Origin of the sequence: Pseudoalteromonas sp. SG43-4 (assembly GCF_014164325.1) — a bacterium.
Taxonomy (GTDB): domain Bacteria; phylum Pseudomonadota; class Gammaproteobacteria; order Enterobacterales; family Alteromonadaceae; genus Pseudoalteromonas; species Pseudoalteromonas distincta.
Map to the genome: position 1 here is coordinate 38211 of NZ_JACJFB010000022.1, position 22448 is coordinate 60658.

20 protein-coding genes and 1 pseudogene are annotated in these 22448 nt (G+C 37.3%); 4 read left to right on the forward strand and 17 right to left on the reverse strand.

The features are described from left to right. Positions 1–3: 3 nt before the first annotated feature. From sodC to H5160_RS17530, 3 genes are all read right to left on the reverse strand, one after another. Complete coding sequence (gene sodC, locus H5160_RS17520; protein WP_182738175.1) at positions 4–573, reverse strand: superoxide dismutase family protein; 570 nt, start codon at positions 571–573, stop codon at positions 4–6. Positions 574–1162: 589 nt separating this feature from the next. After that, on the reverse strand, positions 1163–1657 hold the full coding sequence (locus tag H5160_RS17525) for a general stress protein (protein ID WP_002958042.1): 495 nt from the start codon (positions 1655–1657) through the stop codon (positions 1163–1165). Positions 1658–1882: 225 nt separating this feature from the next. Beyond that, entirely contained in the window at positions 1883–3115 is a 1233-nt protein-coding gene (locus H5160_RS17530) for a cytochrome C (protein ID WP_182738176.1), read from the reverse strand. A 350-nt stretch (positions 3116–3465) separates the two neighbouring features. Between H5160_RS17530 and H5160_RS17535 the strand changes: the two genes are divergently transcribed. The 3 genes from H5160_RS17535 (at position 3466) to H5160_RS17545 (ending at position 5856) form a co-directional block, all read left to right on the forward strand. Then, the gene (locus H5160_RS17535; RefSeq protein ID WP_002958040.1) at positions 3466–3711 is read left to right on the forward strand and encodes a DUF4235 domain-containing protein; all 246 of its coding nucleotides are present in this window, start codon (positions 3466–3468) and stop codon (positions 3709–3711) included. Between the two features lie 385 nt (positions 3712–4096). Further along, positions 4097–4405 (forward strand): hypothetical protein, encoded by a 309-nt coding sequence (locus H5160_RS17540; RefSeq protein WP_182738177.1) that lies wholly within the window; start codon positions 4097–4099, stop codon positions 4403–4405. Positions 4406–4707: 302 nt separating this feature from the next. After that, positions 4708–5856: a hypothetical protein gene (locus tag H5160_RS17545; RefSeq protein ID WP_182738178.1), complete on the forward strand. Its 1149-nt coding sequence runs from the start codon at positions 4708–4710 to the stop codon at positions 5854–5856. Positions 5857–6082: 226 nt separating this feature from the next. On the opposite strand, the gene H5160_RS17550 is transcribed toward H5160_RS17545, so the two are convergent. The 4 genes from H5160_RS17550 to H5160_RS17565 form a co-directional block, all read right to left on the reverse strand. Beyond that, on the reverse strand, positions 6083–6469 hold the full coding sequence (locus tag H5160_RS17550; protein ID WP_182732794.1) for a hypothetical protein: 387 nt from the start codon (positions 6467–6469) through the stop codon (positions 6083–6085). A gap of 767 nt (positions 6470–7236) precedes the next feature. Next, the gene (locus tag H5160_RS17555; RefSeq protein WP_182732795.1) at positions 7237–7566 is read right to left on the reverse strand and encodes a hypothetical protein; all 330 of its coding nucleotides are present in this window, start codon (positions 7564–7566) and stop codon (positions 7237–7239) included. Between the two features lie 27 nt (positions 7567–7593). After that, positions 7594–7953, reverse strand: a complete 360-nt coding sequence (locus H5160_RS17560; protein WP_182723929.1) for a hypothetical protein — start codon at positions 7951–7953, stop codon at positions 7594–7596. Continuing rightward, a complete protein-coding gene (locus tag H5160_RS17565; RefSeq protein WP_182732796.1) occupies positions 7953–8975 on the reverse strand; it encodes a hypothetical protein in 1023 nt (340 codons plus the stop codon). The genes H5160_RS17560 and H5160_RS17565 overlap by 1 nt, the downstream gene beginning before the upstream one ends. Positions 8976–9280: 305 nt before the next feature. Here H5160_RS17565 and H5160_RS20515 point away from each other — a divergent pair. Further along, positions 9281–9526 (forward strand): annotated as a pseudogene (locus tag H5160_RS20515) (hypothetical protein); the annotation flags it as partial. Between the two features lie 142 nt (positions 9527–9668). On the opposite strand, the gene H5160_RS17570 reads toward H5160_RS20515, so the two are convergent. The 10 genes from H5160_RS17570 to H5160_RS17615 all read right to left on the reverse strand — a co-directional run bounded on the left by H5160_RS17570 (position 9669) and on the right by H5160_RS17615 (position 22262). Continuing rightward, positions 9669–10361: a hypothetical protein gene (locus H5160_RS17570; RefSeq protein ID WP_149606975.1), complete on the reverse strand. Its 693-nt coding sequence runs from the start codon at positions 10359–10361 to the stop codon at positions 9669–9671. Continuing rightward, on the reverse strand, positions 10339–10986 hold the full coding sequence (locus H5160_RS17575; RefSeq protein ID WP_149606974.1) for a L,D-transpeptidase family protein: 648 nt from the start codon (positions 10984–10986) through the stop codon (positions 10339–10341). Before H5160_RS17575 ends, H5160_RS17570 begins: the two co-directional genes overlap by 23 nt. A 1100-nt stretch (positions 10987–12086) precedes the next feature. Continuing rightward, on the reverse strand, positions 12087–12395 hold the full coding sequence (locus tag H5160_RS17580; protein WP_101163406.1) for a hypothetical protein: 309 nt from the start codon (positions 12393–12395) through the stop codon (positions 12087–12089). A gap of 126 nt (positions 12396–12521) precedes the next feature. Further along, positions 12522–14714, reverse strand: coding sequence for a hypothetical protein (locus H5160_RS17585; protein WP_182738179.1), 2193 nt, complete (start codon positions 14712–14714; stop codon positions 12522–12524). 252 nt (positions 14715–14966) lie between these two features. Then, on the reverse strand, positions 14967–15365 hold the full coding sequence (locus tag H5160_RS17590; RefSeq protein WP_182738180.1) for an antitoxin Xre/MbcA/ParS toxin-binding domain-containing protein: 399 nt from the start codon (positions 15363–15365) through the stop codon (positions 14967–14969). A gap of 2 nt (positions 15366–15367) precedes the next feature. Next, positions 15368–16792 (reverse strand): TnsD family Tn7-like transposition protein, encoded by a 1425-nt coding sequence (locus tag H5160_RS17595; protein ID WP_182738182.1) that lies wholly within the window; start codon positions 16790–16792, stop codon positions 15368–15370. 26 nt (positions 16793–16818) lie between these two features. Then, on the reverse strand, positions 16819–17811 hold the full coding sequence (locus H5160_RS17600) for a TniQ family protein (RefSeq protein WP_182738184.1): 993 nt from the start codon (positions 17809–17811) through the stop codon (positions 16819–16821). 4 nt (positions 17812–17815) lie between these two features. Further along, positions 17816–19249: an ATP-binding protein gene (locus H5160_RS17605; protein ID WP_182738186.1), complete on the reverse strand. Its 1434-nt coding sequence runs from the start codon at positions 19247–19249 to the stop codon at positions 17816–17818. Further along, positions 19249–21456 (reverse strand): hypothetical protein, encoded by a 2208-nt coding sequence (locus tag H5160_RS17610; protein ID WP_182738188.1) that lies wholly within the window; start codon positions 21454–21456, stop codon positions 19249–19251. The genes H5160_RS17605 and H5160_RS17610 overlap by 1 nt, the downstream gene beginning before the upstream one ends. Then, a complete protein-coding gene (locus H5160_RS17615) occupies positions 21456–22262 on the reverse strand; it encodes a TnsA endonuclease N-terminal domain-containing protein (RefSeq protein WP_182738190.1) in 807 nt (268 codons plus the stop codon). The genes H5160_RS17610 and H5160_RS17615 overlap by 1 nt, the downstream gene beginning before the upstream one ends. Positions 22263–22448 lie beyond the last annotated feature (186 nt).

Here is a 22448-nt window from a genome sequence, read left to right on the forward strand (position 1 = left end):
TATTTACCCAATTACGCCACAAGCAACACGTTTGCCACCGCCACCTAATGGCTTTGGCTTATCTGCATAGTTATCACTTCCTTCGTGAATCATTACTGCGTGTTGTTTAAGTTTTTCAAGCGTGAGCCTTGGTGCTAAAACAGGCGATTGAGCTTGGCCACTTTCATTTACATACAACGCCGGTAAATCGCCTAAATGACCATCCCTCCAAGGAGCATCATGATGCTCGCTAGCTTTTGGATCGAAATGCCCACCAGCGGCGCCCCCCGGCACAACTTTCTCGCCTTTTTTCTTGGGTTCACAACTAGCAAATTGGTGAACATGAAAACCATGCAGCCCCGGTGTTAAACCTTTTAAACTTGGTGTAAAAACAACGCCGTTATCATTTTCTGTTAGTGTAATAGTACCTAGTGATTGCCCTTGGCCTGACTTAGTTACTTGGTGCATTTGAACTTTTACATTAGCCAGTGCGCTATTTTGTAGTAACACACCGGTAAGTAGTATCGCAAAAGTTGGTTTTAAAACGCGGGTTAAAGATCTTTTAGCGTTTGAATCAAACTGCAAACAATTCATTATCATCTCCTCGTTTAGTATCAAATTAATAAAACAATAACGCTAAATTAAGCGACTATTAAACAAGTAGTTTCAATGTATATACCAGCCCTGCGCGTAAACATGAATTTATGTATGATTTATTTTTAATTTATTGATTAAAAAGTAAATTTATAATTTTTAATAATTTTAAATAAATAGCTAATTAATTAAAAAACTGACTTTCACCCAAAAGTTAAGCAAAAACCAAGGCATATTTACAAACAGAATGGCAACTTTACAAAGCTCATAAAAGAAGATTACCAACGATCCAGTCCAAAAAGACAAGCCAAGTTAAAAGGCAGCTATTAAAAAGGCCGTTATTATATAGGCGGTAGTCTCGAGAGTTGGTGTTGTTAGGGGGGGCCTTACGACATGTAATAAAAAGCGCCTATCTAAATAAGTCTTTTCTAAAATCAAAGCATGTTTAAAACCAATTTACTTATATATGGAGTTTATTTAATGACAAAAAATTACGTTAATATTTATGATTGCTCCGCCGTTAAAAACGAAAAAAAAGGTGAAACTAAGTTTCACCTTTTTAATTAATTTTGAAACTAATTAGTTAGCGTTAAGCCGTAGAAACGTTACTTGCGCCTGCATTGTTAAGTATTTCTTCAATAGCGTTTTTGTTGTCACTATCGTACTTAACACCAATTAATATAGAGCCCTTTTCAATGGCATCTTCATAATACTTAATTTCGTGCTCAGGAATAAACGCACCAATTGCAGCACCTAAAGTACCACCTACTGCGGCGCCTGCGCCACCAGCAGCAAATGCTGCGACTAATGGTCCGGCAACTAATAAGCCCGTACCACCTGTTGCTACAGTACCTACTGCAGTAAAACCGCCAATAATTGCAGCAAGAATACCACCTGAAGCCGCGCCTACAAGGCCGCCTTCAGCCGCTTTTGTACCTTCGTCTACAGCAAAATCTTCCTTTGCGTATGAGTCGTTGGCTACAATGCTTATGTCAGCTTCATTAATACCTAAAGCTTCTAATCTATAAATTGCGAGTGTTGCTTGTGATGCACTTTCGAATAACCCAGTAATAACGGTACTCATAATAACTCCTTTATTTATTTAAGAAAATACACTTACTACCAAGCAAAACTTAAACCAAGTAAATTATTATCTAAAATCAATAAGATAAAACAAAAATAGGTATTAACACTCTCATTATTAAAGTAAAAATTGCCAAATATTGTAAAAAACTCCTACCCACATAAACAAACTTAATAACAAGCGATAGCAGTTTTAATATAAATATATTTACAAAAGGAAAATTTATTACTCAGACCATGTAATTTCGGCTAATTGATTGGTCGCTGTTTGGTGAATAATCAGCCCATTATTCCCCATGCGCATATGCCTAATTAAACCGGAGTAAACCCCTTCTTTACTCGGAATTTGCCAGCTCTGCATAGTTTCGGTATTAAGGTCGAACCTTACCAAGGTTTCAGGACGCTTGGCTGACTCGTTAAACCAAATGGCGTTATCGGCATATTCAATTGCATACGGATGACTGTTTTCACCACTGGGATTATCCCACTGCGTTATTTTACCGTTTTTGGGGTTATAGCGGCCAAGTTTACCCATACCAGAGTTAACATAAAAAACTATATCGTCAGGCGTAATGGCTAATCGCCTAGTATGCGTTTTAGCGCCTGGGAGTTTAATCTCACTAAGCTCCATGGTACTTTTATCAACTTTAACCAAACAGTTACTACCATTACACGACACCCACGGCGTGCCTTTTGAATCAAGCTTAATACCATATGGCCGTGAGCCTTTAGTGGGTAAAGTAGCTAATTGAATATCGCCAGTTGTAGGGTCTAGCTTGCCAATCATATTGCTATGCTGGAGGGTAAACCAAAATATTCCGGCTTCATCAAATACACCAGTATGCGGGTCGCGGGCATTTTTATTTGGCATTTTATACACTTTAAATTTTTCGGTTTTTAAGTCTAAATATCCAACCGTGCCATTTTTATTGCCTAAAAACCAAGGGGTTTGATTTTTATCAAGCGACACACTGTGCGCATAGGTGCCACTTGGCAGTGTATACTCTTTCATATCGCCGGTTTGAGGGTCTAACCTGCCTAAAATATTACCCCACTGGCCAACCCACCAAATAATGCCATTTTTACCTTGCACCGGATCGCGAGCGCGCTGCCCAAGCGTTGGCACTTGCCAGTACTTAAAGCTAAGCTTTAAATCGCCGGTAACAACCTTAGACTCGCGCTTAGTGTTAACAGGATAATGCTCAGCTAAATAAGCACTTATATCTTTATTAAGCGCGGTATCTGCGTCCGTATCAACCATATAGCTTATTAATGTTTGCCAGTCCTGCTGGCTATAACCCGCGCTGCGCTCAAGATTAGTTAAGCTATGGCAACTAGCACAAAGCTGCTCAACTAGCGGCCCCTTATCGTTGCTCAGCACTGGTAGCGGCACTGCCAAAGTGCCCGACACTGCCATTACCAAAACGTATTTATTAAATAAAAATCGATTTTTACTCATAACGCCCTCCCTTGTTTTTTAATATTAAAGCATAGGGTGGAAGTGTTTACTATCTGTACAGCAATGAGTGCGATAAGCCGCCTAGAAGGTAAGTTAAATTGCAGAGTTAATATCTAAAAAGAAGATTTTGAGCAGAGTTGCGCACGCTCTACAGTGGTTATTTAGCTTGTGTGTAAATGTGGTGAAAGTGTGATGTGAGTATGGTTTTAAACGACTAATTTGCATAAAACAAGAACGCCCTGATTTAAAAACGCCTCAGCCTATCGGTACGTAAATTGCTGTTATTAATATTCTTACTTAAAGAGTTATACATAAATAACGCTGCCGTTATTTATAAAAAGGAGAACATTATGAGTAATAAACAACTAATTACGACAATAGGTATAGGTCTCGCCGCTGCATCAGCAGGTATGTTAACAAGGAAAACTTTACAAAAATCGTGGGAAAAGGTTACCAACGAACCAGCCCCAAAAGATAGACCAAGCGAAGAAACAGATCTTAAAGAGGCCGTTACATGGGCAGTAGTCTCAGGTATTGGTGCGGGTGTTGCAAGAATGGCCGTACGCTACGTACTAGACAAGCGCCGCTCCAAATAAACCTACCCAATTAATACCTCTTATAAGTATTAAGCGTAATGTGGTGAGGCGCTAAAGGCGCCTTACGACAACCACTCCCCAATTGTCGCAAGCAACTTGGCAAAAGCCTAGGTTAAGGTTACTTAACTATTGAGCTAAAAAATATATTAATACCCAAATCGGGGTTCTGTGATGAAACTTAAAAAGTCCGATGACGCGGCTGCGCAACTTATCCGACCTACATAGGTTGAAAAACTGGAGGTGCCTTGCAACATGACCCTTTATCTTAAGCAGATACACTCTATTAGATATTAACTCCCTTTCAAAGTTGTTGCCTGCCTACAAGCTTGCGTATAATGCACGCATTCCGGCTGCATTTTTTTAGCCGCTAACTTGGATTTTAATAATGAAAAAACTCTCTGCAGTGCAAATAAAACAGCAAGCGCTTGTACTCAATACTGCTGAAAAATTAGAAGAGCAAGGCCGCGCTGAGCTCCCTGGTATGTTGCAATGCTGGTTTGATGTGGGATATCACTTATTTCCAAGTTCACTACTGCTGTGTTTTCAGTTTGAAAACGAGCAAGCCTTAGCAGCCGCAGAGCCAGATTTATTAAAATGGCAAAAACGCTTAAGCGGCGCAATGCTTAAAAAAGGCGTGATTTTAAAAGATATGCGTAAACATTTAGTGTTTACCTTAAAAGGGCCAGATGATTAATAGAGGGTTTTAAAGGACTATAAAGCCTTTCGCTCGTATCGTCGAAGCGCATAAAACCATAATGAAAAGCCGTTGCATTGCTGTAACGGCTTTTTACTTTTATTAGAACTTAAAGTAGAACCTATAAAGATCAATTTTTGACTCAGGGATTTTTATTAGCCGATGATACTAATTGGCCGTTAAACAATACTAATGCACGGCAAAAGCAAATTTCAGTCGATTCAACGTTAATCGGTTGCCCTAAGTTAGTAATAATAGGATAGTAAATTACACATAAAAAATAGCCTTATCTTAGGAGTATTATGATCAAAGTATTATTAGCGACCAGCTTAATTGCCTCTTCATTCGCTGCTTTAAGTAATCCTTTAACTGTTGAAGAACAGCGTATCAACAAAGCCCAATCGGCAATGCCAAATGTTTTAAATGCATTTACCTCACAAGTATCAAGTTTTGAGCAACAATTTAAAGAATTAAACGACTTTAAAAGTGCAAAAGCATTAGTACAAAACTTTAGCTTTGAACTGTGGGAAAACGCCAAGCAACGCATAATAAAAACCAGTAACTACGACGACCGAGAGCTCTACTGGGCACGCCTGCTTTCAAGTAAAGTAATACGCACAACATCACCTAAATTCTCAATTACGCAGGCTCAACTAAATACTTTACTAACCCTACTTGAGGAAGGCAGCAGAGGCCGTACCGACCTTGCTTTTTCATCAGGCAGCACTAAAAAAATATTACTAACGGGCTTTGACCCATTTTTACTCGATAAAAACATAAACCAAAGTAACCCTTCCGGTGTTGCAGCGTTATTACTCGACGGCCAAGTTATTAATTACAACGGCGTGAGCGCAGAAATAAACACCGTTATGGTGCCTGTACGCTACGAAGACTTTGATCAAGGTATAATAGAGTCGCTACTTGCCCCCTACTACGCACTTAATAATGTAGACATGGTAGTAACCGTAAGTATGGGCAGAACAGAATTTGATTTAGAGCGTTTCCCAGGTAAACGCCGCAGTGTAACCGCCCCCGATAATGCCAATATTGTGTATGGTGGAACGCAAACAAGCCCAGTAATACCAAAGCTTAATGGCCGACCACTTCCGGGCAACGAGTTTGTAAAATTTAGCTTGCCTGTAAATTACATGCAACAAGCCAAAGGCCCTTATAAGGTTATCGACAATCACGAAGTCACCACGCTTGAAAAAACCTATAAAGCGGGTTCGTATGGCGAACTTAAAAATAGTATTGCGGTAAATGGCGGCGGCGGTGGTTACCTGTCTAACGAAATATCGTACCGAAGTATTCGCCTGCGAGATGCGCTTAATTCAAGTATACCTACAGGACATATTCATACCCCACGGATAAAACAATTCGAACCTGAAACAGAAGCTAAAATAGTAAAACAAATAAAGGCAATGCTAGAGCAAAGCTTAGTAGCGCTATAGTTTATAACAACCAATTTAAGCGCGTAATAAAGGGCAATAATATTGCCCTTTATTCTCATGCACTCTCCCACGGTTAATCACATGGTAAATGCATTCTTAAACTTTATTCACCGTGGTCTCGACAGAGTAATTAACTCGATGAGCAATAAACTAAAAAGCTAGGTATTTGATGTCTAGTCAAAATTTAGTGCCTTTGGTTTCAATAAAGCCTTGGATAAGGTTTTTATTAATAGAAGCTTGATTCAACTTCTTTTAGAGCTTCTTCGTCTGACAATTTTGAAGCCTCACAACGAACATAACCTTTTACCCTCGAAATTATATACTTTGCGGCTCCAGCAGTTTCAACATGCTCAAACTCATCTTCTGCTGATTTGATTACGTCATAATTGCCAGCACATAACTCTTTAGCTCTACGGTTAAACGTTTCATTGGCTGCATCAAAGTTAGTCCATGGTGAAAAATTTGTTTGAGCAGTAATTTTATAGACACCATCAGCAATAATACGGTCTTTGAAGCCCCCACCTAATGAGCTTTCACCGTCTTCATTTATATTGTGATAACTAGAGCACCCTGCAAATATGAATAAACTTAAAACAGTCAGTATTTTTTTCATTATTAAAACCTATTTTTATTAATATAATTATTTAAACTTCTGCATTTTAGGGGAAGTTAAATGAAAAAAATACTATGACTTTTACCAGCCCTCATATATCTGTCTAATTGCGATGTTCAGCAAAGCTGAACATGAAATAAAAAATATGTTCTCGCGCCTTATTTCACGGTTCATAACTTGGTAAAACGCATTTTCATACTCTTTTCGCAACGCCTAGAGATAGTAATTGACCTAATGAGCAACAAACTATAAATCTAGACCTTTAATATGTAGTCAAAATTTGGCGCCTTTGGTTCCAATAGAAAGTCGACTTGCTGCACAAATATTATAGGGCTTTGGGGATCTGCATGAAGCTAAATCCTTTTACCATACTATAGAAATAATTAACCCCTCGCAGGGCGCTGAGCTTACGGGTAGCGGGAGGGGTGTTGTTACGGGTAATTATAGGGCTTAAAAGTTTAACTTCAAGATATTTGTAGCTTGGCTGATATTGGCACTAAACGATGACTGAGCCGCAAACCAATAGCCTTAATTAAACATCAATGATGCTCAATTAAAACGCTTAAACTCATATGGCGTTCTTTATTCAAGCCATGGTGTATATTCACATCAATCGACGTTATTACTAGGTGCATAGTCATATTTAAATTGAGTTAAATAATAAGAACACTTGGTTTTTGAATAAAAATATCAAGAAAACACAGCTGCCTGCTTGACTGGAACTTTCTAATGGGTGATCCCTCTGGTTTTTCTATAACCTAAAGTCATTATTCAAAAAATAATGTAGATAAAAACATTAAAAGTACGCAAAGCATAAAAATTACAAAATACACTTTAAATAGTATCGAGGCTTGAGCTGGCACCTTATTTCTATCACTTAATAAATTATAACATTTTGCATACCAATCAAATAAAAATACACTGCCATAATGAAGTAAACCATGGAGCACCATAAAAATATTTAGGGAATAATAGCGGTTTCCTGACTCTAAAATATCTTCAACTGTTCTGAGCTTTTTCTCTTTTAAATAAAAGGTTAAAGGTAAAATAATGATAAAAATGACACCTAGGCCAACACCGAAAAATATCAAATCCATTATTTAATCAACAAAGAAGAAAAACAGTCAATCTAAACCCAAATATGCAATAATGCATGCTAATAAAAACATAGAGCTAAATATTATAAATAAAATATAATAAAGCTTAAACCACACCTGTAAATTTTTCGGGACCTCTTTTCTTTTTTCTATTACTTTATAACGTCTTGCATACCAGTCGAATAGAAATATAGAACCATAGTGTAATGCTCCGCTACCAGCAGTTATGATATTTAATGAATAAAAACGGTTTCCATCATCTAGAGCATCCTCTATCAGACGTGTTTTTTTATCTTTTATAGCTATTAATATTGGTAATATTAAAAAAAAGAAAAGACCCGCAGATGTAAGAAATAGAGTTAAGAACCACAATTTAATAGGCTCCATTACTGTTCAACAACCTCATATATTAACTCGCCAGCAACCCCTCCAGCATGGCCTCCACCAAAACCTCCAAGTACACCACCTGTTCCACCCGCTACGATACCACACCACAAAAGGCTCGTTCCTCCGGATGGTAAACCAAAAACTACACTACATAATGTATAGGACCCAAGATAGCCTAACGCTGCACCTCCTAAAACTGCACCTCCAGCTTTGCCTGTCTCAACATACTTAGCCTTAGTACAAGCTTGCTCATTTCCTTCTGTGCATGCTTTTACAATATTTGCACTTGCCTCGACACCTGTCAGCGCAATCCCAACATACCCAACTCTTTTCAGGTTTTTGGCCATATTGGCTACTGTTTTATAGTTTTGGGCAAATTCAGGAATACTTTTAGCCATCCCACCTTGTTGTTGCCAATGATGTATCATGCTTTTAGAGCTTAATCCTAAATTTCGCCTTATATCACCCGCCACTAAACTTCCGCCTAAGGCTGGCTGAGCAAAGCGGCTTAGGGCTGTATCTAAACGAGTAAAAAGAAGTTTGCGCCTATGGAAAAACTGTTGGTTATTTAAATTGCCATGCGCATTGTATTGATTAACATATGTCTTTTCTAACTCCTTTAAAATCGCTTTAACTTGCCCAACGTGTGAATTCCAAGAGTTGTTAGCAACACCTAAATACAACCCATTATACTTAGCGACATTACTAAGCAGCTCATAACGCTTAGAAAGTATTTCTTTTTCATGCTCATCGAGCTCTCTTAGCTTTTTATCTACTTCAAGAGCTGAAGCCTGAAATTGCTGTTCTAGCTCAGTGCACTCCATTGTATTGATTGGCGATATCAACACGATCTGCCCTGGCTTTGCATAGCCATCAACAATATGTGAGTTTACAAATTTAAAGTGTTTAAATGTCTTTTCAGAAGGGGTGTTATAAAGTGCGATTATTAAAGCATCTATACTCATTCGCTTTTCTACAATATGAATCGCGTAGTCGTTTGGTACTAAGAATTGATCAGTCATATTCGCTCCTTGCGTTATTAATTACTCTAAAAAGCATACTACATCATGTAGTTTTTTTACATATCTCAATGCTTACATATATTAAAAAATGAATCAATAAAACACCCTAGGATAATTAGAAATACAATCTATAAAAATTATATTAATTTGTACAAAGGAGATGAGAGCTGTTCACGTCATTAAACAATACGAATGCACTTCAATATTAAAGCAAAGGCTTGCTTGATCAATGCAGTAAAAAAAACATCTAAAATCGTCATCACTCAAGAAGGTATTTTCACACCCTATTCCAATGTTCATCGCATGATAAAACCTATAAAGCCGGTTCGTACGGCGAGCTTAAAAATAGTATTGCGGTTAATGGCGGCGGCGGTGGTTACCTATCTAACGAAATATCGTACCGAAGTATTCGCCTGCGCGATGCGCTTAATTCAAGTATACCTACAGGGCATATTCATACTCCACGAATACAACAATTCGAACCTGAAACAGAAGCTAAAATAGTAAAGCAAATAAAGGCAATGCTAGAGCAAAGCTTAGTCGCACTATAGTTTATAACTACCAATTTAAGGGCGTAAAAAAGGGCAATAACATTGCCCTTTTATAACCCGCATTAAGCAAAGTGTTCAATACATCAAAATCCAAGATCATTTAGTCTATTAAAATAGATACAGTATTTTAATCTATTAACTTCTATAGCTCACACAACGACATTTCATGTTTTGGTTTTGCTATTTTTTTACTTGTTAGTGTTTTTCCTGTTTCTGTATCAAGGGTTATAACATCCCAATTTTGGTTTTTATTGGTTGTTATTAATACTTTTAAGTTCCCCTTACACAGCTTTGGTGGAATGTTTATTTCAGTCCAAGATAATTCAATATCCCATGTACCATCCAGCCTATAGCAACTGCCTGTATTCATAGAGCTAAGCTTTGCCCACCCGCGTGGATGGCAAGCAATTAAATAAGGTTTTACAGCTACCACTGTAGACTTAGGCTTAACTTTAAAGTCTGTTGAGGTTAGACCATTCTCTTCAATTTGAAGAGCATCTCCTGCTGAACTAATAACATAAAAGTTATTATTAGCTTTGAAAAATTGTGACGCATAACCTCTTGTTAAAGACCAGTATTTTATTGGTTCCTTGTTATAGGGAATAAAACTCACATATGATGCATTACTACCATTTATTATTTTATAACCTCCGAGTAACCAGCCATTATTTGAGTCAAAAACAGTAGATACGCTATCAAGTTCAATAGATACTTCATTACCGTTAGGTAGCAAGTACATACTTGCAGCAAGCAGGTTATTACTAAATAAAAAAAAAGCACTCATCGTCACTGATAAAATGCAGATACTTTTATTAATTTGATTTATAACGTTCATGATATTTATATACCGTAAATGAAGTGCCTCGTTTAAAAGCACCTATGGTGAATAAGCGATCTCTATCGTTAGGTTTTAAATGAATACACCCATGTGAAGGTACCAATCGAACAGTCGAACCGGTTGTTTTTTCGGCTTCGTTCTCTGGCGTAGTGTGAAACATTTGCCCTGATAGACGCTCTTTTCCATCAAGTATTTTATTCCCATTAATATCTTTAAACCAACGAATAGCAGTAGGCCCGAAATCATTGAACACCCACTTGTCAGGTACCACCTCTTCTCCATACAATTCTTTATGCATTTCCATAATCGCACTACGTACAGGTAGTTTATATAACTGATTTAGACTTCCCCACTTACCACTTGGTAAGGCATACCAAATATCTCCTTTTGCAGGCATATCTTTCAACTTAGTACCCCAAGTTAGTTTTGATGTAGGCCAAGTAGGTGTTCTATAAGCTTCTGTTTTGTCTATTATATAATGACCTGCCGTAGTCGGCTCTTCGGCCATATTGGGATCATTACCAATTTGTGGAGGGCCTCCCATCGCTTCAAATTGAGCGAATTTCAAACCATTTTGCTTTATAACCAAAAGGTCCTGACCTGGATAAAAATGAACTTCCATATGAACTTAAACTCCATTTACTTATAATTTTATTTTCCTGAGACCTAAATAGAGGTATTTACATTAGGTCAGACAGCTAATTTTTTATACAACATTACTGTACCTAATAACCTAGTACACGTAAATAACTCATAAAAAAAGCCTATGCCACATCTAGTATCTTTTATCCTAGGAAAATAATCTTATGCTTGGATTCGTCAGAAAATCAACAGGGGGGTGCCCCCTTTGGTTTCCTTATAGTTTATAACTACCAATTTAAGCGCATAAAAAAGGGCAATAACATTGCCTTTTATTTTCTCACGCACTCTCCCACGGTTAATCACATGGTAAACACATTCTTAAACTCTATTCGTCGTGGTCTAGACAGAGTAATTGACTCGATGAGCAATAAACTAAAAAGCTAGATATTTGATGTGTAATAAAAATTTAGTGCCTTTGGTTTTACAGTTAACTGAGGGCTTAATTAGCTCTTAATTTATTTAATGCTATTCCAGATAGGTAACTCTTGCCAATTATCTGGAAAGCCCATTTCTGTTACGTCTACATTATAAGTATCAATTAAACTAGCTAACTTTTGCTTCAAATGATTGTTAGGGCTAATTAATCCATAAAGTAAGCACACATAAATAGTATCGAATTAACTTTAAAAAAGAGCTTTGCAGGAGCACTGTATTATCTCAAGCTTTAGCTATAAGTAATTGCGACTGTAACTGTGAATTTAGATAAATAATTATCGGTTTAAATAATAATTATAAATTTAAATGTTTTTATTTAGATAAAGAAATACAGGTACCAATGACAAACTTAATTCAAATAGTTTCATTCTTTATACGAGAGCTACATTCAACAATAAAAAAAGGTGAGCTATAAAAGCTCACCTTCTTTGTTCATTCGCAAACTTATTTATACGCATTCGCAAACTTATTTATCATGAACATCTTGATCAGAGTTGTTATAGATTGGGAAAATGCAGCTTTTCAAGCCGCATTTTTCGTTATAGAGTTTTTAGTTATAGATTGGGAATTTTTGTAGGATTTAATCATTCCCAATCTAAGCGTGATTATTATAGTTTGGGAATAACGGTCAATCATAACTACTCATTATCTATATTTTGGTTTTCTCAAATGCCAACCACTACCTACGGGACACCTATAAGCTTCGAGTTCTCGATTGGAGCGCTCATAGAAGTCATCAGCAGAGCTTTCCGCTTCGATAGAACTACCGAAAATTCGCTTTTTTATACCATCACCAGAGACACAATTTTTACAAGTTGTACTGCCGGACTGAGCTATTCGTGTTTGGGCATGATGGTCATCAGATCCAAATTTCAACATTTGGTAGTTAGAATCAATATCAGCTTCTATTTGCCCAATGTGTTTTTTAAATAAATTTTCAGAAAAATTATGCATACGTATACTCCTTGACTGGCCATATTGACCGTAAAGTTTTTACATGGCGGACGGCTAGCGTCAAAGTAAGAGCATCAGGCTCTAGTACACCAAGTTTAGTTATTTAGATTGAAGATAATTAATAAGTTATGGGTTGCGCATTAAGTTACGTCTAGTTCTTACGGCCTTTTCAGAGTCAATTTCATGACCTAACTCAGTTCGCTGACACATAAGAAGCCACCATTCAGCAGCAATAATGCTTCTTTTTATATCTTGAACAGAAGAGTCTTTCTTAGCGTGTCGTCGAACAGCCTTATAACACTCACTGGCAATAGCTCGCACATCCTCATTGGGATCTGATTTTTTAGTGAAGTTGACTGTTTTATGGACTTGTCCATTTAAGTCTAAACCTAATTCAGAAAGGGCTTTTAAGTAACCTTGCCTCCAAACTGAAGATTGCTCTGTTACTTGGCTCGTTTCATATTTACCACCTTTCACTTTTTCACCCCTACGAAGACGCAGTCGGCTTAGGAAAAATTCGGCTAATTGTTGCGAGAATTGCAAATAAGAGTCTTTTTGAACTTGCTCATGTTTAGCTCTTGTAAGGCTTCTGTTCTCATTTAATTTTTTTGTACAGTGCTCTGCTGCTAACTGTTTCAAAGAGTCGTACCATTTGCTAAAACCTTTACGCTCAAATGAATAGTCAAACTTTGCAAGAGCCTCATCAGAGAAAGGTTCGGTAGACGAGCGCATTAACAGAAGACGATGTCGTAAAGCTTTATCTGGTGCAGTACGATCTAAAAAACTAAGTAGCCTATCAAGCTTTTGATGGTATGTTTCTAGATGTTCTTTATTCTCTTCTTTTACGATTTCTCCACGTATTATCCCAATGCTTTTATCTATATAGGGCACCATCTTTTCCCGTTCTAGCCTGTCAATGCCAGTAACAGCCCAATCAGGTATTAAAACTTTAGGAAAATCCTTCGAGTCAATCAAGTCGGTAAAAAGCTCATTCCACCAAGTGGCACATTCTGGGTATAAATCTTCAGCTCTACGTCTATTGAAAGGAATTGAACAAGATAAAATTCGTAGTTTACTTTGATAGTCTAACTCTTCTAGAGCGACTAAAAATACTTTTTTCCATGAGGTGAAATGCTTGCCATAACCCCATAAATCAACGCTATCCTTTAATTCGCCTCGAAGATTACTAGGCTTTGATTCTAATAACTTTCGTAAATCCTCTTTTATAGAAAATTCAATCCAAACCGATATCTGTAGCGGTTTCAATTTTAAACAAAGCTCATGATGAGCATTATCTTGACGCTGATATAAATCGTTAATATTTGAGCAGTTGTGGTTATAGTGCCTCTCAAAGTTTCGATAAGTAAACGTTCTAAAGTATCTGTCTAGGTCTCGAGCCCACTGTTCATGCTCTTCGGATGGAACAACATCTAAATTAGTATTTATATATAATAACTCTTGAAACTCTAGCTTCGTATTCTCAAGCCATTCATAATTTAAAGCTTGAATTTCATCACCATCTATAAGTTCAAGTGATATTGAATCATCAAGATTAGAGAAGGACTTATTGTAAAAGTATAAAAAATCGAACCACTTATAATTAAATCTACCAGCTTGAGAGTCGTAAGTTATCCATGACCTTATAAAATCTAAACCACGAATTATATTAGCTGAAGTATTAGTTACTGCTTCACTTTGAGGCCCTTGTGCGATGTTTGAAGTCGTTATATAAGTCATAGCATTATATAAGTAACTGCTATCTAGTAACCTTAAATTATTTGATATTTCATCAAAGAAACTCCAAAGAAGAAAAGCTCTATCTCTATTATTTAACAAACATAATGAAGTATCATCAAAAAATGCTTTAGTGAGGCAGTAATCCTTTCCATACAGCCATGATGAAAACATTATGTAGCTTCCACATTTATCCAAACCGTCATTAAATAATCCAAACAGTGCGTTAGGATAATAAATGTCAGCTACGTCCTTTAAAAAAGCAATTATTGGCTCATCATCCAAAGGGAGTTGATAATATCCGTAATAACTTGAAATACTATTTACAATAGTTTTCTGTTGAGTCAATAAAATAGAAATGCACTTTGCAGACTCTGATGTATGGGATTGAGTTTCAGCGAGAGCATCTTCAAGAGCTAATACACCTCTAAATACATTCATCCATGTATCTGAAAAGTGTTTAATCATTAAAGTTCTGAAATTGCCGTGTATATCAAACTCATCCAGAGCTTGTATAAAGCGTTCTTTAGGGTCGTTTTTTTCATCGAAGGTGATATTGCCAAAAGGCGCATCAATCCTGCACATAGTATTCTCCAAAAATAATGAAGTTAGGTTTCACATAAAGTATCCGGTATAACCGGTTTGCAGCTGAAACCTCCCGTGCAATAGATAGGGAGCGGAGTATAAAGTTAGAGCAAACATGCTCTGTAGCCGACTGCAATTTAGTCTCTTTTTAAGGTAAATAAATTCCTCAGCGAAGTCAATAACTTCTGTAAGGAATAATTCTAATTTTTAAGATTAAAATTGTTTGTCTAACTATTTACTGATTGTTTCAATTCAATGAATAAAATTAAATGGCCCATCGACAAACTCTCTAACTTGCTTCAATCGCTCTATATCTCCACCAAGCATAAACTCCAAAGCAGACTGATCATTGAACTCTTTGTTTGGTTTATTTACCCACTCATCAGCCCTGCTTCTATCGTTGAAAATTAAGCCTAATCCTTTGTATATTCCTATAATGAAAGAGATGCGTACAACAACATCACGGTTGATACTTTCAACATTACCTTGCTGCCATAATTCATATTCATACTGTTTAGGGCTACCTAAAAGCGCTTGTCGTTGATATAAATTAACTCCCCATGCATCCATAATATTTAAAAATACCTTCAGGGCGACCCGAGCTGCTTCTCTCGGGTTTTGTTGCAGTATATTATTTGTATGCGTATCCATATTCACTCTCTTACTTGCTTGTCGAAGTATGTATTTTTAAAATCGTTTAACCACCTTCGATCATGCCTATAAAGCCACATATACTCTTTATCTACTGTTTTTCTTAGCTTAGAAATTGATGGCCTAACAAGTGTGTATAGCGCTGAGATAACAGCCTGTCGTGCGGCTCTTCTATGGTTATAAAATCTAATGCGTTGACGCAGTGTTTTAATTAAAGTTTGACCAATCAGAGTTTGCTCTATATCACCGATTGACAATTTAAAAGCCTCAGCGAGCATCTGAGTCGATTTTCCAATCATCAACTGTACTAAGATGGCTCTTCGCATTGAATTACTCACCTTTCGGCTATTCTCATGCAGTGCTATACCGTGCTTACTGGCAACAATTCTAACAGTTGCAGCACTTACATTCGCATGACGAATAACATCCCTTAACGACATGCCAGATTTCAATAGCTTTAATGTTTTACTATGGCGTTCTGTGTCAATATTGGCTTGAGGAGTCGCGGGCTTAACCTTACTTGCTAGCAAGCTTTCACCTTGGGAATAAGCGACAATAAAATCACCAAAATGATCGAACAAAAAACTAATAATTAATACATGCTTGATGGGGTGATGACTTGAGTCATCGTGATAGAAAATATTGGCAGGGAAGCCATGTTCAGATGATGACTCTAGCAGCTTTCTTACCTGTTCGTTGTTCATAAGCGAAGAAAAATACACTCTCATTTCATTGCGCCATTTAATATGTTTCACCGCTTTAGTCGTAGCAAAGCCTCTATTAATAAGCCTCACAGCATATACTTGATTGAGCCTTACAGGGTCGAATGAATAGCCATTAACGAGGTAGCTATTAAGCTCTGCTATTTTAAATAAAAGTGGAGTTGTGCAGCGGACAGCTGCTCTATCTACATCGGGAAATATTAACTGCTTACGCGCCTTTGCCTTTGCTTCTAGCATGCACTCATGCTTTATACAGGCTAAAGAAAGCGGTAACTGATGATCTAAAAGCCAAAAAGCCTCTCCAAATAAAAACTCTTGCTCCAACGCGCAAACAGGGCAGTATTTATGAATTTCTACGTCCGCAATACGATTGGCTAATAATCCAAGCGCTTTAAATGTGGCACTACTGTCACCTTTTTTAAAAAAATCACGCGCTTGCTTTTTTATCCTATCTGGAGAGAAAGCAGAGTAGTACTCAAATAGCGTGTGATTATCTATGAGATAATCAACTGTGCGTAATGTTAACGATGACAGTTGATTTAGATAAGAAGGAAGAATTGAGTTGAGCTGAATATTCTTACTATCAAAAACATTCAGCATTGATTGAGACACCGATGACGCCACATCATTTAACACTATGCGTGACGCTATACTATATATTGTTTCACCAGCATAAATTCGAGGCGATATCTGTATCATTCGCATAAGTCATCCTTATTTGAATACTTAGGTTATGCAGCTTGTTCCTTCAAATCATCAATATCAAACGCATTTACAACCGGTTGTAACTCACGCTTTACGTTTGACATATTTAACTTGTATTGCATAGACATATCGAGCTCATCACGTTTGAGAAACACGTCTATAAGCATTAAATAGATCATTGGATGAAAGTGTATCTCAGGCTCTAATAAACGCATTAGACCTACCACAGAATTTAATGGGTAATGTCCTGAAACCAACTTACCCCACTCAAAGTAATGAGGATAAACAGAGCTGTTAAAGTGCTTTGCCAGTATATTTTGCATGTACTGAACTCGCTGCACCTGATATGAATTTTTTCTATCATATAAATAAATGCATATCTTTTGATGAAGCAGGCTAAAAGCTCTGACTTTACGTTCCTCTTTTGGTAACTCTTTCAAATCGATAACCCAGCCTGATAAAGCAGCATCTTTGTCTATGTCAACTTGCTCAGCAAAAATTGGAACACTATCGTTCGGTGGTAAAGTAAAGCCATATGTTTTTATCTGGCTTAGCAAGACGTTATGCTTACTGCATACACGCTTGTAAAAGCATTGATGTGAAACATGCAGATAAGTCGTTCCATATTTTTGTTCATCTTCATGCGCGCAAATGGGGCAATAACGCCAGTGCTTATCTTGCGAAACGTTGAGAGCATTATTAAATTTAAATGCTGACAATTTCTCCAGTATGGCTTTAATGCCTGAACCATCAAAAATTGACTCATTTAAAAATAAGCTATAATCATTTATATTTGTAAATTTACAAATAAAGCTCTCTAATGAATACTTTGATGAGAATGCTAAAGCAAGATCTTGATAGAGCGGCATCCATAATCGACGAGGCGAATCAGGCTTTGAGTTATATTTTTTTACCTTGATTAATGACTCAAGAGTAGAGTAGTGGCTCGCTCTAAACCAGCGATAGACAATACTTATCGCATGTTCTCCGGGCAGTGGCGTCGGTACTTGATACATCATCTCCTCACTCCTTCCCATAACTGGCGACAATTGAATCAGCATTGATTATTTCATCGCCTTCGCTTATGCGCTCCACACTTGAAGCTGGCTTTAAATGGTGTTCACTTGTACGTTTTCTGGCTGGTTTTGGAGTGTATGCCTCAGCCTCCGTGTATAGCTCTGATTCAGATACTTTTGGAAAATGGGCATGATTTACCTTCTTCTTAGAGTTCACCACATTGTAATCTTTACGTAGCTTAGTAAGGGGGATATGCCACGTTTCCATTCGCTCACGATACACTTGTTTTAATAATTTTAAACAGTCTGGCTTCTTTCCTTTTTTTAAGAGTGAGTTGTAGTTGCGTATAAATGCAATAGAGAGCACAGATATGGCATCAGTTACCCCAGCACATAGTACAAGTAACTGAGTTTTAAATTCATCACTATTTACTTCACTATTTTTAAATAATGAGGCCTGAAAGTAAGCAGAAAATAATTCTTCAAATTTTGCTGTATTTACATGCCATTGCTTAATTTTAATATGTGCAACAGAGTTTAACCGGCGTACTGTTTGTAACTTGGTTGCCTTCGTTAACGCTTCACTTTCAGTACTATTTAACGTCGTTAAAGCATCATCTGTAGTAGAAATAATAACTGGCACACCAATCTGATTAAACAACGCTTCAATCTCTGGAAGCGTTGGGGCATCTTTAAATTTTGCTGACGAGTTCAATACAAACTGCGCCTCATCTATATGTATCAAACCAATATAGTATTTAAGAGCTGCTGTTTGCATTGCATGAAAAAGCTGATCTATTGAGTCTCGTGGCTGTATAAAATCACTCTTAATTTGGCGGTCCAATACGCGATCTAATTCATTAAAAAAATTATGAACAAGCGCTTTACGGCTGCGCGATGACTGCATGTCAAACGACATCCAAATAACTTGTTTTTCATCAAAGAATTGACCTCGATATTCAGTATGTTTAATAACCTGAGGAAAGGTACTTAAGATACGACGAATTAATACTGTTTTACCAATCCCAGCTTTACCACTTACTAAAATACTTGGGGCGGTCGCTACGTACTCGATGGGCTTTTGAACATTAAATTTATCTGAACATTTTAAGCGAGTGCTAACAGCGTTAATTGAGCTACGGTTATCAGCACTCAAAGGGCTACGTTTGGAGTAACATTTCCGTATTTGCGAATATACGTTTTCATAAATTTGATATGCCTCTAGCGTAGGGATATAAACTAACTTCAAATCATCGATACAGTCATTCGCATCCATCTTTGATAATTCATTAAAGCCCTCAGGAAAACACTTAAGTGCATACATTAGCTCAGTAAGCTCACTTTCATTTAGCGATGAAGGTAGCGTTTCTATTAATGGGTTACCTTGATATTTTTCAAGCGACTGAGCTTGATAGCTAGCCAAGACTGTTGTTACTTCCATCAGTATACATCCTCATAATCTTCATCATCATCGATATCAAGCGGCTCGTTTTTCATCTTACCTGCAGAACTGACTCGCATTAAATTAGCTAGCTTTTCAGCCTTTATTTGTTGCTCATTTTCAATCATGATTGCTTTACGCTCTGCAATACCACCTTGAATCGTTTTTTGCGTATTTGGAGGCGCGTCTTTAAACTCATTGTTCAAGCGATGCTCTACAGCTTGTTCAATTTCATGTTCAAAATTGACCAGCGCACTTTCTTTTTTATGCTCTAATTCTTTGCGATTTTCTTTTATTTGATTAAGTTGATACTCTGCTTGCAATTCAGTCATACCTTCATACATCTCATACTCTTTTTTGAGTGAGAGAGGCTGAAGTTCGCCAGCTTCATCTTTGAAGTAAATAGTGTCTACTGTGTCGCCGAGACTTATCACATCAATTTTAAAACGAGCAACTGTTGCTTTTGCAAACCATCCTTTTTTCTCAGCCCAATCGCTGAAGTACCCTAAACCTTTGAGACTAATTTCGTTTCGATGAACTGTGGCCTTAAGTTTAGGCATTAGCAGGTAGACAAGCTCAGGGAGTCGCTTTTGCGACATTCTGGGACGCCCTAAAAGCTCATCATTGATTAAGTGGGCCCACATGGCTGACGGCGTTTGTATAACTTCTTTCATCGCCATTTCAGTTGTTAATAAGCGCTCACGAGAGTTCATCGTGTTATGAATACAAATTGCTCTTATGATGAGCCGGTGAACATCTTCAATTAAGAGAACAGCTCGTTGGGACGCATGCTGAATACCAGCGTCACGTTTTTTCTCTACTGAGCCTGTAATGTTGGAAATAAAGCCTTGAATAATATGCAGTATGTGTTCAACAGTGCCTTTCCCGGCCCCGTTTGCTGGAGGGCAATAATCTACAATAGAAAGACCTAAATCTTCTTCCAATACGATACCAAACTGCTTGGGTGTATTTTCACCTCCATTATCAAGGCGAATTGACAAGGGGAGATGTTGAGATGGCCAATCATCATCATCGATATGAACATTGTACTGTTTTGCATACTCTTTCTTATTTTGGACACAGTTGACTAATGCCTCTGCAACACCTATCCATTTTGGTGAACTAAAACCAAGCGAGTAACCCATCACCATCTGTGTTCTTACACATACTACGATACACAACGTCGGCTTGCCCGCAGCTTCTATTTTGTCTTTATTCAGTGGGTAAGCAACATACAAAGGCAGCTCAGTTGAGTCTGACTCACAAAGCTGTCCTGCATGAGTAGCCCCTTCAAAGGCGCTGCCTGTCATATCTTTGCGATTATTTTCATAAGCAGACTTACCTATTTTTAAAACTTGCTGCTGTTGCGGGTCAAACGCTTTATTAAATAAACGTTTAAATTGCTGATAATTAATTTTTTTAGATTCATCAACAATAAGTTCAAAGTGTGTTTCTCCATCTCTTTCAAAGGCAACTTCCGAGGAGCAGTGCTCTTTCAAAAATAGAATATGCAAACGCTTTAAACAAAATTTCCCGTCCTTTTTATCTACACAGTTTCGAACTGCAAGTCGTTGAACTTTTATCATATCGCTTGGTTCAATCATTCTAGTCCTTAAACTAGGAAGAAGACTGCCCTTTGGCCCAGGTTTTGTTTTATAAACTCGCCTAACGTTACCTACATTCGCGTACGCAATTGGTAAAAGCGCATTCTTGCGACACCCATTCGAAATATAGCGATTCAAGGCCCTTCGAATAGCTTTTTCATTAACGTTTAAATAAGCTGCATGCTCTGTAATTTGGCGAGCAAGCATGCCTAGCAAGTATTTTAAGATTTGCTCATCTGATTGAAATTTCTCTATTACAGACCAACTCGCTTCACGCTTTTTTATCCAGTTAGGGCTCTCTACTTCTAACTGTTCATCACTTACACGTGAACGCTCATCATGCAGGTAGAATAAGCCACACCCATCATCGTCAAGCGATTGTTTAAAGAACGAGTGTGCATGATTAATCGTTAGCGCAAGCGGTTTTTGTGGCTCAACTTTGCTTTTCATCTGCGTTAAATTTGTTATCACAAAGTATTGAGCGTACTCCGTACTCTCATCAATCACTTTTGAGACAAAAAGCTCATCATCTGCACCAAATTGTGCTTTAAAATTTTCAACTCCAGCGGGCGTCAGTTGCAGTATGTCATTTACAGCAAACATTAGTATCTAGCCCATTGAGTTGGCAAAGCGAGCTTAATCGGCTTATGCAACTTAATTTCTTGCATCAAATCGATTGGCAGCGCATTTCTAAATATTGCGTTCGCTAAAAGTGTCATGCTATAAAATGGCTCTATATGAAGTGATGCAGATACTGCACTCAATGATTCTCGCAAGGTATGACTCGGATGTTCAATAACATCATCTAGAAGAGCAGTTACAAAATCGTTTATGTCATTTATACATATATTCTTATCGTATTTACCTATGTAATTTAATAAGTTATATGCTTTATTTTTTGATACATCACTTCGTAAGATTTGCTCACTACGCACACCAAATCGTTTCCAATACGTTTCTGCAATCGCTAGTTTTTGGTTTGTACGTGTTTGATTTCGACCATCAATACTATATTTAAATGCATAAGCAACACGATACTCCGAGCCATTTTCATCACGGTATGTAATCAGTAAGTCAGTAGTAACAACAGTCAATTCACCGGTTAAGTGTTTGCGAGGATGGATAACACCTAGCTCGTCAGCAATCTCTTTAGTCTGCACATAATCGAGCGGATATTGCTCTTTAATTTCAACTACATTCGGCCCAAACAGTTTTGTAATGTAAAGGTGCTTTTCACCTTGACCCATGAAAGTAATCACTCGTTTTTGAACTGGACAAAAGAATATAGAGCGTGTGCCAGCCGACATAAAAGTGCTTTTCACATACGGAATATGAACCCCACGTTTTTTAGCTTCGTTAAACTCTCTAATTTTTCTATTTGTCGCTTCAGAAACGTATAACTTTTTCATTTGGTTTGCTCATATTTAACTTCTCTATTTTTAGTAATAGAACAAAACAAAAAGTTAAACAAGTAAAAACATTATTTTTATTTAATCGTAAGCATATGTTTTTAAATATCTTTTTTACGTTTAAATACAAAAACAAACGCTAATAAGATAAAAAAGCAGATAGCACCAATAACTAAAGTTTAAAGC